The following is a 15,353-nucleotide window of genomic DNA, read 5'->3' on the forward strand; positions in this document are numbered from 1 at the left end:
CTGTGATGGTGGAGCATGTGTTTTCACAATCGTAGAAGAGGTGCTTTAGGGTGGACGAATGTGGCGTATCTGGTGTTTGATCCGTGCCGTTGTTATGGACAAATGAGGGAGCGCCATGGGTGTTTTGGGCATTGCACACGGCATTCTGGTGTGTGGAAACCTGCGAACTTTCATTGCGCAGCGGCTTTTAGAGCGAGAATAGTTTGTCGAAAACGATAGATTGCGGCGGTTTTCGTAAGTTTTAGTGCAGCAGCGATTTCTCGAAAACTGAAACTGTCGAGGCGCATGAACACGATTTTGCGGTCTAAGTCGGACTGACGGCGCAGGCAGTCCACTATTTTTGCGGTTCTCACGCAGGAAACATCGTTTATTAATTGTTCCATTTCGGAAGAATAGTATATTTTCATTGGATATTCTTCCGATGAACTTTGTTCTAGTTCCTGTGTCTCGCAAGAAATCGTTCTAGTCTTCTTGCGGTAACGCTCTGTGTTGTGGGTTAGAAAGCGGCGGAAGATGCGCTGTTGTGCCCACTCGCGCTCTTGTCCCACGGGGCATTCGTGGAGTCGCTGCCAGAGTTCGATGAGGGCATCTTGCCAGTCTTCTTCAAAGTGAGTGGGAGGAAACGGAAGTGCCTGCGCAAAGTTTCTAAGTGCTTGTAATATAGGTTTTACCGCTTGTTCGAAGCGCGTAGTGTTTCCTGCGAGTTGTGGGCAGGAATCATGGTCAAGGATTTTCATGGTTCAATACAAGTGAAAGGTTAGTTGTGTGTTTTTCGTAGCCACGACGGAGAGCTGTGAACTGGGGTGGTGTGTTTTTCGGAACAACTCTTGATGTGGCTAACAAAACGATGTTGCAAAGTTACGAATAAAATAAGTGTTCAACAAGAATATTCGAAAGAAATGTGCTTGCAAAGCATGAAACTTGCGATAATGTATGGGGGATGTAGAAAGAAGTGAAATAATTTTCAGTAATCTTTGCGATATGTGAGTAAAAATGAACGATGTAAACGCAAAAAACCTCCATTTTAATGTATTTTTAAGTCGAAATTTTTGGGTGTGGTCTGCATTTATATGTATCTTTGTGGCAGATAATTCAATAACCCTCCCAGTATGCAGACTCTAAAAGATCACACTCGGCGCACCATTATGGATGTGGCGCGCAGTGCATTTCTCCAAGAAGGTTTCTTGAAGGCTTCAATGCGTGGCGTAGCGACTGCGACCGGAACGAGCCTAGGCAACCTCTACAACTACTTCCCTAGCAAGGATGCTCTCTTTGTTGCCGTGGTAGAGCCCTTTACGGCTGAAATGGAGCGGTTGCTGGAGTCGTATCATTCGCTCACGGGCTACGATATGCTTGAGTGGAACGCTCCGGAGAATATCCAGAAGACCACTGAGATGTATCTGTCTCTTGTGAGAGAGCATCGCGACTTGATGTACTTGCTCTTCTACCGCGCGCAAGGGTCTTCGCTCGAAACCTATCGCCATGAGTTTATCGACAAATGTGCAAGCATCGTTTCTAAGTGGTTTTCGCATCTTAGTGAGGATCAGAGCGAATTGCGCACGCAACTTTCCGATGCGTTCATTCGATGGCTTTCTGCGGGCATGTTTAGTATGATTGAAGAAATCATTGACCGCAACTTGAGCGAAGAGGATGCGGAACGATTCATCGAGGAATACCTCACCTTTGAAATCGAAGGAATCAAGGCGCTCCTTAATCGGAATAGACGTTAGGTATTAGACGTTAGACGTTAGACGTCAGACGTTAGATATTAGACATTAGACGTTAGACGTTAGTGTTTAGATGTTAGGTCTTGATGTTTAGACATTAGACATTAGACGTTAGACGTTAGTGTTTAGATGTTAGGTCTTGATGTTTAGACATTAGACTTTAGACATTAGACGTTAGACGTTAGTGTTTAGATGTTAGGTCTTGATGTTTAGACATTAGACTTTAGACATTAGTGTTTAGATGTTAGGCCTTGATGTTTAGACGTTAGAGGATCGCGAATTTTTCTGCTCGCTATGACAAGCGTAGCTCGGGCATCTTAGGTGCTAGACATCAGCGTTAAGCCATTCGATTTAAGACGTTTCAAATTTTACGTTAGACTTTAGACCATGCGGCACGGACTGCATAGGACCTAAAGTCTAACGTTTTTTTGTGCCCTTCTCTTAGACGTTTTCTCTCACGCCTGCAGCTTCTGTGTAAACATGCCGACTATCCCTCGGCACTTCCTTCACAACTTCTCAAATTTTTGAGTAGTTGGTTTTCGTGCTTCCTTCATAGCTCCAAAATCTTTGGGTACGGTGCGACGGTTATTCAAGCTAGGAAGAAGGATTGCAGTGCGATAGCCACGGCGTTGGTGAGAGTTGGGAGATTGCGATAGAATGTTGCGCAGGTTGGTGGCTGCCCATCTGGTGCCTTTAGTTTGATGAAGTGCTTCAAAAGCCTTGTTGTTATATAATTTGTGGGGAATACCGTTTGTATTCCTTAGTAGATTTATGGGGAACACGTCTACTTTTGGGGAGATACCCCGTGAATGTCGATTTTGAAAATAAGAATTCTTAAAATAGTAGCTACGATTAGGGACGAAAATTCGCAGAGAAAAAGAATCAATCCTTGAAAGTGTGAATAAATCTAATTGTAAAAAGGCAAAATACCCACATGTGAGTATTGAACGCCTTTCACGAAGGTCGTAACTTTGCACCCGCAAAACACAGGTCACTCTCGTCTTCCACTGCGGTATCACCCTTTGGTGCGTGATGCCCCGTAAAGCATATTCCCCCGTTCGCTCGTTTTCAGTGCTGAAATAAAGGCAGGAAATAGAAGCCCCGTAAAACACAATCCCCCGTTTGTTCCAATGGCTTTATACAAAAAAACTGGAGAACGTGCATCATTCCCCAAAGATCGTCCCTAGTAGCCAATACTTCAATGAGCCGGTGTCCCGAGATGGGACTACCCCTCAACTATGATATGCAAGAATCAAATATGAAAAAAACAACTTTGTTCCCACCACAACGCTTCGGCACGGCACCTCTTGCCCTCTGCGCAGCCTTGGTGGCACAAGGGTTCACCCTCGCTGCGATGGCGAGCGGCACACAGTCCACAGATGCGGAAGCTCTTTTCCCATCGTCTCTTCCCACACTTTCTTTCCCTCTTGCTCCCACGCAGAGCACAGCAGAGCCTGCTCCCAGCGATCCCCCCTCAAAGGCACGCCTCACGGTGCAGTTCACCATCACGCGCCAAAGCAGTCACGAAGCCCTCATCGGGGCAACCGTGCGCTGTGATGGCATCATCGGCATCACCGACAGCGATGGTAAGTGCTCCATTCGTCTGAAAAACGCCCCCAGCAAAGTGCATGTAGAGGTGAGCTACATCGGCTGCCACAAACTCGTGCGCACACTCACCGTGCCTGCCAATGGGCACATCGCTCTTTCACTGCAAGACGCCAGCCAGACGATTCAAGGTGTCACGGTCAATGCGCGTCGCAAGCACACCTCTGTGCTCCAGCAGTCGGCTGCGGTGAAAAGCACCGACATTGAGAAGGGTGGTGCCACTTCCCTCGCAAAACTTTTAGAAACTATCCCCGGAGTAAGCTCCATCAGCACGGGAGGAACGATAGCCAAGCCCGTGATTCAGGGCATGCACTCCAGCAGAATTCTCTTGATGAACAATGGGGTGCGCCTCGAAAGCCAAAGTTGGGGAGCCGACCACGCTCCCGAAGTGGACTACACGGGTTCGAGCATGGTGGAAGTGGTGAAGGGTGCAGAGTGCATCCGCTACGGATTTGGCGCCATGGGTGGAGTGGTGTTGCTCAACGACGCACCCTTGCCCTACGACAGCACCCGTTTTCACGTCAAAGGTTCGGTGAACACTGGCTACGACACCAATGCTCGTGGTGTTTCGGGCAGTGGAACCCTCGAAGCAGGCTACAAGCGTTGGGGTATGCGCGTGCACGGCAACTACACCAAGGGAGGTGATTACCACACTGCCGACTACATCCTCAACAACACTGGCTACAACAACATCGCGCTCTCTGCCATGTTGGGCTATCAAGACAAGCACGTCACTGCCACACTGCTCTCTAGCATCTACTATCAGCGCAGTGGCATTTATTACGGTTCTAAGATTTCCGACCTCGATCAGCTCATCAAACGCTTCGAGGCAGGACGTCCCGATGTGTCTACTTTGCGCAATTTCTCCTACGACATCCAACCCCCTTTCCAACAGTCGCAACACTTCACCGTGAAGGGCGAAGTGAAATGGCGCATCAACGACGACCACCAACTCGACATCATGGGGTCGTTCCAAGAGAATTTGCGTCAGGAATTTGAAAATCGTAAGAAGCAGCAGTGGAGTTGGATCCCCATGCAAGACTTGATTCTCAAGACCTACAAGTTGGATGTGACGTGGAATGCCAAATGGCACTTGTGGAACATGACCACAGAGAGCGGATTGGCGAATAGTTATCAGGAAAACTTCAACTATCCCGGCACCAAACAGCCTGCCTTTGTGCCCAACTTTGCCGCCCTCTCCATGGGAGGTTTCCTCTTGCACAAAGCACAATGGGGCAAACTCCAAGCGGCTCTCGGTTTGCGCTACGACTTCCGCGTGATGTCGGTCAATGGCTACACCAGTTTGAGCAACTACACCTACTACGACGACTTCAAACTCTACAGCAACTTCACCTCTTCGCTCGCTGCGCACTATCAAATCAGCGACCAGTGGGATGCGCGTGCCAACGTGGGTTGGTCGTGGAGACCACCAGACATCAACGAACTTTATGCCATCGGTTTGCAAGAAGGTTCTTATTGGGTGGTGGGCAATCGCCACTTAGAGAGTGAGCGTGGCTACAAAGCCGTGTTGGGCACAAAGTGGAGAAACAGCAAATTCTCCGTAGAACCCAGCATGTTCTATCAGCGCATCGACAGTTACATCTACGACCACATCGGCGATGGTAAAGACCGCTATCACAATCACCCCAGCGGTAAGTATCCCAAGTTCATCTACGACCAAGACGATGTGCGTTTGGTGGGTGGAGACATCGAAGCCACTTATCAGCCCATCGAGTCCTTGACCCTCGTGGCAAAAGGTGAATGGATCTATGGTCGCAACTTGAGTCGCCAAGACTGGTTGCCTTTCATGCCCTCCGATCGCTATGGGCTTTCTGCCAGCTACAGCAAGACCTTGGGCAGTCGCAAGCAATATGTGGCTTCGCTCTCCCTCTCTGGCATCTATGTGACCAAGCAAACGCGCTTCGATCCCGACAAAGACCTCGTGCCCGATTCGCCCGACGCTTATTTCTTGCTCAACGGAACGGCTGATTTCGCCATCAAACTTCCCCACAAACGCGAAATCAAGTTCATGCTCGTAGGAGACAATGTGCTCAATGCCTTATATAAGGAATACACCGACCGTTTCCGCTACTATGCCCACGAGCGTGGCGCCAACTTCTCTCTGAGAACACTCATCAGATTCTAGATTTTTTGCACCCTAGACACTCGACTTTGCTGCAAAAGCTCTGTTATCCTCTCTGATTTAAGGCATCTGCCCCAACGAGTCTACCGACTTCGGCACGCGATGTCCCGTTCTCTTCAATGATTCTTTACAATGAAATCTAGAATATTATCTTACATCGGCACTGGATGTCTGGCACTCGCTGCTCTGGCTAGTTGTTCAGACAACCAAGTTGACGACTTTTTCAAGAAAATCGTCAAAGCTCCTGCCTCATCCATCGAACGCGATGTCAAGGGCCACGACCAAATCTATGCCGTTCACGCCATCTTGCGCATGGGTTATCCTGGTGGCACCCTCAATGTTGGTCCTAATGGCGAAGACGAAATCAATGTTTATCGCACCATCCACGAGGCAGGCGACAGTCTTTCGCTCCCAGTGATGCAGGAAATCGACATCGCCAAAGACGATAATGGCGAAATGACCATCACCACTGCGCGCGACCACTTCGATGTGGTGGCTTCCGACAAAGTGCTCTATGGCTTGGAATTGCGCTACTACGACCAAAACGGACTGCTCATCAACCACCAGTTCTCCAGCTATTTCTATAAAACCGACAAACAAGGCAATCAAGTGCCCGACGAAATCAGTAGTGCGCTCCAAATGCACCAACATTTCTTTGGCATTGGCCACAGCACCCTCGACCAAAATGCCGTTGTCGCTGCTGGTAAAGCCCCCATCGTGTCCAAAGGTTTGCAAATGGCTTATCCTCGCACCCTCGATGCAACCCCGCATTTCATCGATCGCTACACCTTCCGCGAGAAGGGAGGACAACCCTTGCCTGCCACCAAATACAGCACGAGCAACATCTATGCGCCCACTAGTTTTGTTATGGGCGATAACTCCGTGGCTTACAATCCCGACATGGCATGGCGCGCCATCGAAAACAGTGGTCGCCCCGAGGCTTTGCAAACCATCAGCACACCCGAAGGCAATATGCGCCTTTTCCAAACTGTGGAAGGCACAAAACTCAATGAGCTGACCCCCGAACTCTTCAGTTACGAATATCGCGACACCGACCCTGTGGAAGAAGAAATCGGTAAACTCTTTGTGGAGTCTTACAATGACGACTTCATCGACCCCGACACCAACTTGCCCCGTCAGCGTTATAGCCACACCGTGAGCTTGTTGCGCCAAGAGCGTAGCCTTGATGCCGGTAAGCCCTTCGACCGACTCGGATTCAAAGGCATCTTGCGCTTCAAACGCAAAGACGTGCAGTTCTCTCTGCAAGCGCGCATCTGCAACATCCTCAACCGTGGACAACAGCAAGCCGGTGCTGGAGCGACTTCTCAAGACAAGCCTGCCAAATATACCAACGTGAGCAACTCTGCTATCGGGTACGTGTGGGATTTCAACCAAATACAACCCGGTTGGGACAACTTCGACATCGACTATCCGTTGCCCATTCGCGTCATTGCCGACACCGACGACGGAGAAGAACAGTGTGTCAAAGACATCCAACGCTTCTATCCCAATGCCAATGCGGCTAATCTCTGGCGCATGCTCTCAGAGCCACAAAGTTATTTCTCTTCCTATCGATTCAGACAAAGCACCGTATTATTCTAATGACTAAGTTATCCACCATTTCCGCCTGTTTGTTGGCAGTCGGATGTCTCACCACTTCGTGCGACGACTTTGTCTTTGGCAACGTCCACGTCAACTATGATGACAATCCTCTAGAAGCTAAGCCCATTGCTCGCTCTGGTGCCGACCATTATGTCGATAGTCTCACCAAAATCAAGACGAACGATGCGATGGCGAACCCCGATCCCAATGGAGCCTTCAACAACTGGTCCACTTGTTTGGCGATGTTCAAGGAAGGACACTCCCACGGTGACGGTAAGATGCACGGCAACTTTGTCTATCGCAACGCACCTTGGAAACAAGAAGAGTTTGCCATCATTCGCAACAACACCACACAATGGCCCACCGTTGAGGTGCAACGCTCCTCCACGGTCACTTATCTGGAGTCGGTGGACGGCAAACAAGGACCCGACTACATCCGCATCATTGGCGGAAAACTCAAACGCTGGGGACTTTGCCTCTACTTCTTCAACAAAGAAGGCAAGCTCATGAATGATGACATCCTCAATCATTCCGACGAATACCAGATTTTCTTCACCGTCAGCGATGTAGACGACAAGGGCAATCCTTATGACGTGATGGACTGCCGTGGCAAATGGACTTACGACCCTAAGAGCAAAGACCCCTTGAAGAAAGGCACCGTGGACCCCACGCCCATCAAGGCTACTGCCTTTGCCAATGCCACCACGTGGAAGCAGCGCGCCGAATTGTCTTCAAAACTCTTTGAATACACCTATCGCGACACTTGGACACACGGGGTGATGGGCGATGGTGCACGCGAATTGTTCAACCAGCGTTTGCTCCCACCGCTCGACAAGTCGGCAATGGACTATGCCGTGGCTCCCTACGACCAAGACCGCGTGGGCTTGAAAGGACACTTCAATTTCGACATCGACCTCGGAGAAACCGACAAACACCACGTGCAATGGCCCTATCTCATTGCCAATCGTCCAGATTTCGTCACGGGACAACCAGCGCTATACACGCGTCCCACCTATCTCTTGCCGAAGTTCTATCTTTCTGTCCGTGTCATGAAATGTCCTAAGGGCAAAAAGGCACTCATTCCTCGCGATGAATATCTGAAACGCCACTCCACCTATCAATTTGTCAGCCAACGCATCTGCGCGGATGCCACTAATCCCGACGAAGCCAAAGAATACGGACAAGACTCTGAATGGAAAGAAGTGTTGCGCTTCAACATCCCCATCAAAATCTATTGCAGCAGCTTCGATACCGACCCCACAGGCGTAGATGCCAACGACCCGCTCTACTATTTCATGGGACGCGAGATTGGTCTTACACCCGAAGAAGCCCTTGAAGCTGCACAAAACGTGCAAACGCACGGCATCGGTGGTGGTTCCGGCTTTGGCAACTGGTTCCTCTAACCAGTAAAGGCTAAACACAGCCCACCACCACACCACAAAACACTGAGCCGAAGTGAAGCCCTCGCCTTTTGAGGGCGCACTTTAGGACTCAAACGCGATGTGGCAAGGCGCATGTCGCCCTGTCATTCGCTAGTATCGCATCTCTGGAAAGTGTTTTTATCTTGACGAAGAGATGCTCTCCTCCACACATATTATAGTCATATCATTACCACAATGAAAAAGATTTTCTATTCTCTCCTCGCGCTTCTCGCCTTCGGATTGGGCAGTTGCCAACGCGAAACTGGACTCACCAACGTCCAAACGTCTGAAACCACCACCGATCACCTCATCATCAAAGAGGTGTTCTACGCGGGTCACGCTATGGTTCGCACTCCGTCCACTGACTACGGTGGAGGCTATACGCCTTTCCCCGGTGGCGGCGGTTATGGCGATGACACAGATTCTGACACTGACGCAGATTCTACTTCTGAAGATTCTACAAGCGCTGCAGAAACAACGTCTACTCGTGCTGCATCTTCGGCAAAGCGTTACTACTCTCGTGTGGATAACGACCAATACATCACCATCTACAATCCTTCTAAGCAAACGCTTTACCTCGATAGCTTGGCGATTGTGACCAACCAAATCGACCCTCGCATCATCTTTGAATTTGCTCCTGGCGACAACTTTGTCAACTCCTATTATGGTGTAAACAGCATTATGTGTTTCCCTGGCAAAGGCAAGGACTTCCCTGTGAAGCCCGGTCAAACCATTGTGATTGTCAATCATGCCGTAGACCATGCTAAGGACTATGAGAAGTATCTTGAAGAGAATGGCGAAAACCTCAAGGAATATGAAGGCATCGACCAATTCCTCGACCTCTCTAAGGCTGACTTTGAGTGGAGTCCCAGCACCGACAAGAACAACAACCCCAATGTGCCCGATTTGACGCCCATCACGCCCAGTCGCGCCATGGCAACTGTTTCTGAAGCTGTGGGTCTAGCACTCGTGCGTTTGCCTTGGTCGCCTGCCACCTTTGCCCAATTTGCAAAGCGCAATCCCGAAGCTGACAAAAAAGCCAAGGTGGAAAACCCCATTCACTACATCAACGTCACCAACACCGACTTTGCTGACTTCGTGGCAGTTGAAATTCCTTTCGGTAAAGTCATCGACTGCATGACCATTTGTCCTCGTAAGCGTTTCCAAATGCGTCCTTCTAAGTTGGACAAAGGCTTCCTCGGTGTAGCTGAAGAAAACTTCTCTACTTACAACAATGAAAATATCCTCAAGGTGATGGGTCTCTCTCTCCAACGTAAGTTTGACGGTAAGGGATTTGTCGACACTGACAACACGACCCTCGACTTTGAAGTGAAGCCTGCCACACTTTCTCGCAAGCCTGTGGCAACTGATAAGCCCGCAAAGTAATCACTACAACGGTCTAATGACCGATTTGAGGTAATACAAACCTCTTGCTTATGATATCCAATAAGCCCCTGAGTTTCTTCTCGAGACTCAGGGGCTTTCTTGTGTTGGTATTCTCGGTTCTCCTCATTGCAACTGAGGGAAACCGCAGAGATATAGTTGTTCCTTCCTTGTGTGAGGGTTATTCCGTCAGAGAGATGGAAATTCCCTTCTGTAGATAAGGGCAGTTTTGTTGGGAATTGCGCTCATCGTTTGATGCTGCCATCGCGCTGCACCCACACCGTGTCGGACTGGTCGGAGTCGTCACTATTTGCGGCATCGTCGTGAGCACTACTGCCATTGCGGTGCGTCACCTTGTGGGCATCTTCGTCCTTGTTGAAGACGGCATCGACCGCCCACGAGAGGACACCGCTCACAGGGCGATAGAGCACGGATTTCTCCACACGCTCTTCGTTGAGAATGCCCAGACTGTGCATGGCAGTGAGGAGACACGAGAGGAGAATCACATATTTGATGAGCGAAAGTCCTGCTCCTGCGGCAGCGTTGATGCTGCCCAGTTGGAGTGTGCGCAACACCTTGGTGAGGAGTGTGGCAGCGAAGCCCAGTGCGAGGGGGATGATGATCCACAAGAGGAAGAAGGCGACGATGTTGGTCACCATGTTTACTTGTCTTCCCGTGGCGACAGCGAGGGTTTCGCCAAAGACAGAGTAGGCTAGGGAGGCGCCAAAAAGACCTACCAAAATACCAGCGGTGGAGAGGACTTCGCGGAGAAGTCCTGCACGCCAACCATTATATAGGCTCCAGCCTATGATAACGAGGATAAATAAATCAAGCATATTAGACGTTAGAGGGTCGCAGACCCTTTTTCGCTCGCCACGACAAGCGTGGCTCGAGCATATTAGACGTTAGAGTTTAGACGTTAGACGTTAGATTTTAGACGTTAGACGTTAGAGGGTCGCAGACTTTTTTTAGAGTTTAGATGTTTAGACGTTAGATTTTAGACGTTAGACGTTAGAGGGTGGCAAATCCTTTTTAGAATTTAGAATTTAGAGTTCAGAAGTCGTTAGTCACCTATTGCCGCATGGCTCTAGCGTCTAACGTCTAGCGTCTAATATCTAATATCTAACGTCTAATCTCTAACGTCTAATATCTAATTCCCAGCTTAGAGAGGATGTTGCGTTCCTTTTCGTAGTGCACATCGAGGGAATGTCCGAGAGTCGTATCTTTGAGGTTGTAGAATTTCTCCAGACCACCGAATTGACCAGCAGGGATCACCTCGCAAAGCACCACCTGTTCGAAGTCAGGGCGCACCAATTTGTTGCCTGCCGAGAGCATCTTTCCTTCGGGTATGCGGTCGATGTCGTCGAGGCGGAAGAAGCGGTTGCCGTGGTCATCGCGATAAGCCATGAGCAGTGCATCGCCAGGCGCCACAGGGCAGAAGAAGAGCGGCGTACGTTCGTTGTAGCGTTTGAAGTGCTTGTTGCGAATCTTGTCCAGACAGAGTTCCATCGGCACGCGGTTCACCACCCCGTCTTCGTAGACCATGAGGAGCGAACCCTTCTCTTCGCGGTCGTGCACAGCAAGTGTGAGCCAACCTTCGTCCCAGTTCTCTTGGTCCATCACGCACCATTCGCCCTGGTCGTAGAATCGGAGATAAGCCACCGTGTCGATGCCATAGTTCTCATCCCAGCTGTTCACCACATTAGAGCGGATGAGCGAAGTGTGCGTCTGTTTCAGCAGGGTGAGTGCATCGAGCTGTTGTGCCGAGTCGTCCGCATTTTGTGCCGCAGTGTCGGAGGAAGAAGCCGGCGAGAGGTCACTTTGAGCATCGGGGTGGGTAGTCGCAGTTGCAAGGTCCGTGCCATTTGCAGGCGCATCCGCATCCTTGTGAACCGCTGTCGCAGCAGAGCCCACCGCATTCGCATTGGCAGAGAGCGTCGCAGCCTTAGTTCCCTCCTCGAGACCAGAAGCCGAGGCATTCCAGTCCGCCGCTGTGCCCTTCTCATCGCGAGCCGCCATGAGTTTGCGCACCATTTCTGCCGAAGCAATGTAGCGCGAACTAGAGCCTTGTCGCACGAAATACGAATTGTCGAGCGCCACCGGTTCGTCACTTGCAGGGATGTGAAATGCCAGCACCACGTGTTTGCCAGCCGGCAGTTGTTCGTCGCGCACGCGGTCGTTGATGGCCACGCCAAATTTGCGGAAGATGCTGTCGCGCACGTGGCGTTTCAAGCGGTCGAGGTCGCCCTTGAAATAGAGCAAATCTTCCGACAGACCGCAAGCCACCCCCGCATCGTTCACGCCCAAGAGCAGCGTACCGCCTTGCGCATTGAGCATACCGCACACCACCTTCATGAGGTTGTGCGTCTGTTCCTCCAGGTTGGGGCGCATATCGTTGTCGGGCGGGTAGACCGTGCTCGTCTTAAATTCCAGTCGCTGTCCTTCGCATCCGAAGGTGTAGCTTTGTGGCAAATCCACTTCGATGTGGAGCAACTGTTTGATTTGTTGGCGAATCTCCTCCTGTTGTCCTTCGAGGGGGAATCCCGAAGTGAGGTTGAAAGAGAGAATGAGACGCGCCAGTTGCACGAGTCTGTGTGAAGCAGGATAATCCTTCATCGTCTGCCACAAGAAGTCGTTTTGTTTTTCGTCGCCTGTGGCACTGAGCAGTCGCATCTCGGTGAGTTGTTCGCGCAAGAGCGGATAGCGGTCGATGATGGTGTCGGCATTGCGCACGATGCGTTCCACCTCCTCGAGATTGATTTGGCGGTTCACGCCATAGTGTTCAATTTGTCGGAGAAACTGACGGCGCGTGTCGAAATATTGCATCGACTCTTTGTGCTCGAGCATTCGCGCCATGATGTGTGCCACCGAGAGGAAGGCATAGGCTTTGGCGTGATCCTCCTCCAGCATCGCTTGATGGTCGAGGATTTGGAGCAAGAGGTGTATATCGTTGTTGTTCCACATCACCACTTCTTCCTCGTCCAGTGCCGCATTGTCGCAGTCACTGGCTTCAGCAGAGTTAGCAACTTCAGTTGCATCCTCCTCATACACCTCGCCATTGGCATAGTCCACGAGGAAGTTTTCAGCCACCTCCTTCATGTTCACCGGCACTGCGGAGAAGTCCACCGCTTCGGCACGGAGAGAGCGCACGTTGTCCACATGGGTCAGGCGCACTTGCACATCATCGCCCGGCACGCATTCCAAGTCGTCGGGCACATTGACCAGCACCACATATCCCTCCTCGGTGACTCCACGGTAGAGTTGTCCAGCGTAGCCATAGAGATGGCAGTTGGTGAGGCGATCTTCCTCCATGAAGTCCTGCACCCATTCGTGCATTTTTTCCAAGATGAGCGGTTGCGCGTTGAAGAGCAAGCGGTCGTCTTCCGCTTCGGGGTTCGCCCACCCCATCACCTTCACCTCGAAGAGGAGCGGACGTCCCTCAAAGTTGAACGAGTCGAGGGTGAAGAAAGGATTGTAGAAAAACATTCCCGTGTCTTGTCCTTTGACATAAGTGTCGATCCATCCTTCGCCGCGGTAGCTTTCGTCTTCGATGATGCAGTAAAATCGCGTCTGTTCGTAGGGGTGACGGCGTTGCACGCGCACTTTCACCGTCGTGCCCACATCGGGAATGGTCTTGCGCACCACGGGAGTAGGTGCCACCACCACCTCTTGATGAGGCGAGAAGAGGGCGCGTTCCACATCGCTCCACCACGTCGTCCATTCAGAGAGCGAAGCCCCAGCGGCAATGCGGTAGCGTGAAGGTTCTTCGAGCATGAGTTGAAGTCCGTGCCAGTCCATCAGGCCTTCGGGCAGCACGTTGCGCACCGGTTCGGCAGTGAGCGTGGGCACCAGTTGCAGTCCTTCGCGTGAGAGCGACAGGCGCACCAATTCCGACTCATAGGAGTGGGGAATCAGGGTAGCCACGGCAGGTTGTGCCTCGAGCATGCGGTGCGCTAGAATGTCAAACTGTCGGAAATCTTGGCTCCACACCAGTGCACTCTGGAAGGGTTCTGGTTTGATGAGGTTCCAGAAGGCGCGGTCCATGAGCAGGCGTGCCATGTGTCGCGAAGAGTCCTCGTCGGTGATGGTGCGTTGAGGCGCCACGAGCGAGAGATAATAGTAGAGCATGGCTTGAAATTCGCCTTTCTGTTCCGTCTGTCCGCCATCGAAGGCAAGGAAGTAGCAGATGGCTTGCACCATGCGTTCGAGCACGAGTCGCGACTCCTTAGAACTGCAGTCCAAGAATCTGTTGGCGCGTCCAGCGTTGGCGCGCATATATCCTTCGAGGAAGTGAGCAAAGGCAGTGGGGAGGTTGCGATTTTTCCAAGAGTGTCCCTTGCGCGCGATGAAGTCGAGGAGCGAGTCGATGTGTCCTTCAAGCAAATCTTTGCGCAGGGAGAAAATCGTCATCATCAAGCCGAGTTTGTGCTGCAAGTCGTAGACATATCCCGTCTTGTCGAGCTTATACATCACCCCCTTGATGGTGTCTTCTGCTTGGTGGTCGTCGAGGAGTTGGAGCGCCTCAATTTGGAGTTCTGCCACTTCCACTTTGGTGGCAATCTCATCGCGTATGCGTTCGCTTTCTGTGGGGCTGAAAGCCTTGAGCCATTCCGCCTCTTCGAGCACGTGGAGGGCGATGCGGCGATAGAGTTTGAGGAGTTCCACCCCGTGTTTCGCCTTCAGGCGTCGTTCGCGTGCCAAGGGCGAGATGATCCATTGGTTGGCATAGGGCACTGCCAGCAGCGCTTTCACGGGCCAGAGTGGCGACTTCTTGCGGAGCAGTTTGCGCGTAGCTCCCCATGCTGGATGCGTGAGCATCACGCGTTCGAGATATTGCTGTTGTGCCGGAGTGGCATCCCCCAGTTGGAGCAGTGTGGAGAGGGTGGCATTGCTCTGCGTGGTGGGCAGGTCGTCGTGGAGAAAGAGCAGTCTGTTTTCGTTGACTTTCTTCACGCGCACATCGATTTGTTGTCGTGGGCGCAGCGGTTCGGAGTTGGGCGGGCAGATGACGGTGATGGGCACTTTCAGGTGGTCTTGCGCTTTATATCTCAGTCCAGAGTTGCCATCGCACTGCGCAGTCCCGATCACCACGAAGGGATAAGTCTGATTCGGTTCGTAGAAATCACTTAAAATCTTCGCAAGGTTTTGCACCAAATACAAAGCTCCATCTTTCCCTTCTCGCACCAGACAGGGCAGCACCTTGCGTTGTCGCTGTTCGAGGTCGTTGCGTTGGAAGAAAAACATCTTAACTTTGTATTCTCTTCCTTCGTCTTGCACGATGAAATAACTGCCGTCGGTTTCGTCACTAATGCCACAAACGGGTAAATCGTAAAATTCGTTGGGTTTTATCATGGGGATTAAAGCATGGAGGGTGAATAAAAAAGAAGTGTAAAATGTGTCTGTCTGCTTACAAACAGCGCACGGAGGGTGCCACGTTGGCGGAGGACAGCCCGATATTGGGCTTTCGCGTGA

9 protein-coding genes are annotated in these 15,353 nt (G+C 51.1%); 5 read left to right on the forward strand and 4 right to left on the reverse strand.

The window, feature by feature from the left end:
• Positions 1–170 precede the first annotated feature (170 nt).
• Positions 171–737, reverse strand: a complete 567-nt coding sequence (locus BQ2633_RS08780; protein WP_075566529.1) for a sigma-70 RNA polymerase sigma factor region 4 domain-containing protein — start codon at positions 735–737, stop codon at positions 171–173.
• Positions 738–1,109: 372 nt separating this feature from the next.
• Here BQ2633_RS08780 and BQ2633_RS08785 point away from each other — a divergent pair, with 372 nt between their 5' ends.
• Complete coding sequence (locus BQ2633_RS08785; RefSeq protein WP_075566531.1) at positions 1,110–1,730, forward strand: TetR/AcrR family transcriptional regulator; 621 nt, start codon at positions 1,110–1,112, stop codon at positions 1,728–1,730.
• 503 nt (positions 1,731–2,233) lie between these two features.
• Here the strand turns inward: BQ2633_RS08785 and BQ2633_RS08790 are convergent.
• Entirely contained in the window at positions 2,234–2,509 is a 276-nt protein-coding gene (locus BQ2633_RS08790; RefSeq protein WP_075566533.1) for a hypothetical protein, read from the reverse strand.
• A gap of 572 nt (positions 2,510–3,081) precedes the next feature.
• Between BQ2633_RS08790 and BQ2633_RS08795 the strand changes: the two genes are divergently transcribed.
• The 4 genes from BQ2633_RS08795 (at position 3,082) to BQ2633_RS08810 (ending at position 9,884) form a co-directional block, all read left to right on the forward strand.
• Positions 3,082–5,478: a TonB-dependent receptor gene (locus BQ2633_RS08795; protein ID WP_428829844.1), complete on the forward strand. Its 2,397-nt coding sequence runs from the start codon at positions 3,082–3,084 to the stop codon at positions 5,476–5,478.
• A gap of 129 nt (positions 5,479–5,607) precedes the next feature.
• On the forward strand, positions 5,608–7,077 hold the full coding sequence (locus tag BQ2633_RS08800) for a hypothetical protein (protein ID WP_075566535.1): 1,470 nt from the start codon (positions 5,608–5,610) through the stop codon (positions 7,075–7,077).
• The gene (locus tag BQ2633_RS08805) at positions 7,077–8,480 is read left to right on the forward strand and encodes a hypothetical protein (protein ID WP_075566537.1); all 1,404 of its coding nucleotides are present in this window, start codon (positions 7,077–7,079) and stop codon (positions 8,478–8,480) included. Before BQ2633_RS08800 ends, BQ2633_RS08805 begins: the two co-directional genes overlap by 1 nt.
• Positions 8,481–8,693: 213 nt before the next feature.
• Entirely contained in the window at positions 8,694–9,884 is a 1,191-nt protein-coding gene (locus BQ2633_RS08810; RefSeq protein ID WP_075566538.1) for a DUF4876 domain-containing protein, read from the forward strand.
• 242 nt (positions 9,885–10,126) lie between these two features.
• Here BQ2633_RS08810 and BQ2633_RS08815 read toward each other — a convergent pair whose 3' ends face one another.
• Positions 10,127–10,717, reverse strand: coding sequence for a CvpA family protein (locus BQ2633_RS08815; protein WP_075566539.1), 591 nt, complete (start codon positions 10,715–10,717; stop codon positions 10,127–10,129).
• Between the two features lie 307 nt (positions 10,718–11,024).
• Positions 11,025–15,233 carry an RNA-binding domain-containing protein gene (locus BQ2633_RS08820; RefSeq protein WP_075566541.1) on the reverse strand — a complete coding sequence of 1,403 codons (4,209 nt, stop codon included), beginning with the start codon at positions 15,231–15,233 and terminating at the stop codon, positions 11,025–11,027.
• Positions 15,234–15,353 lie beyond the last annotated feature (120 nt).

This window comes from Ihuprevotella massiliensis (assembly GCA_900095835.1).
Lineage (GTDB): Bacteria > Bacteroidota > Bacteroidia > Bacteroidales > Bacteroidaceae > Alloprevotella > Alloprevotella massiliensis.

What these genes read in the sequence shown, in the direction of transcription:
- BQ2633_RS08810 (WP_075566538.1), top strand. Translation starts at nt 8,694, where the DNA reads ATGAAAAAGATTTTCTATTCTCTCCTCGCGCTTCTCGCCTTCGGATTG.
- BQ2633_RS08800 (WP_075566535.1), top strand. Translation starts at nt 5,608, where the DNA reads ATGAAATCTAGAATATTATCTTACATCGGCACTGGATGTCTGGCACTC.
- BQ2633_RS08820 (WP_075566541.1), bottom strand. Translation starts at nt 15,233, where the DNA reads ATGATAAAACCCAACGAATTTTACGATTTACCCGTTTGTGGCATTAGT.
- BQ2633_RS08780 (WP_075566529.1), bottom strand. Translation starts at nt 737, where the DNA reads ATGAAAATCCTTGACCATGATTCCTGCCCACAACTCGCAGGAAACACT.
- BQ2633_RS08805 (WP_075566537.1), top strand. Translation starts at nt 7,077, where the DNA reads ATGACTAAGTTATCCACCATTTCCGCCTGTTTGTTGGCAGTCGGATGT.
- BQ2633_RS08785 (WP_075566531.1), top strand. Translation starts at nt 1,110, where the DNA reads ATGCAGACTCTAAAAGATCACACTCGGCGCACCATTATGGATGTGGCG.
- BQ2633_RS08815 (WP_075566539.1), bottom strand. Translation starts at nt 10,717, where the DNA reads ATGCTTGATTTATTTATCCTCGTTATCATAGGCTGGAGCCTATATAAT.
- BQ2633_RS08795 (WP_428829844.1), top strand. Translation starts at nt 3,082, where the DNA reads ATGGCGAGCGGCACACAGTCCACAGATGCGGAAGCTCTTTTCCCATCG.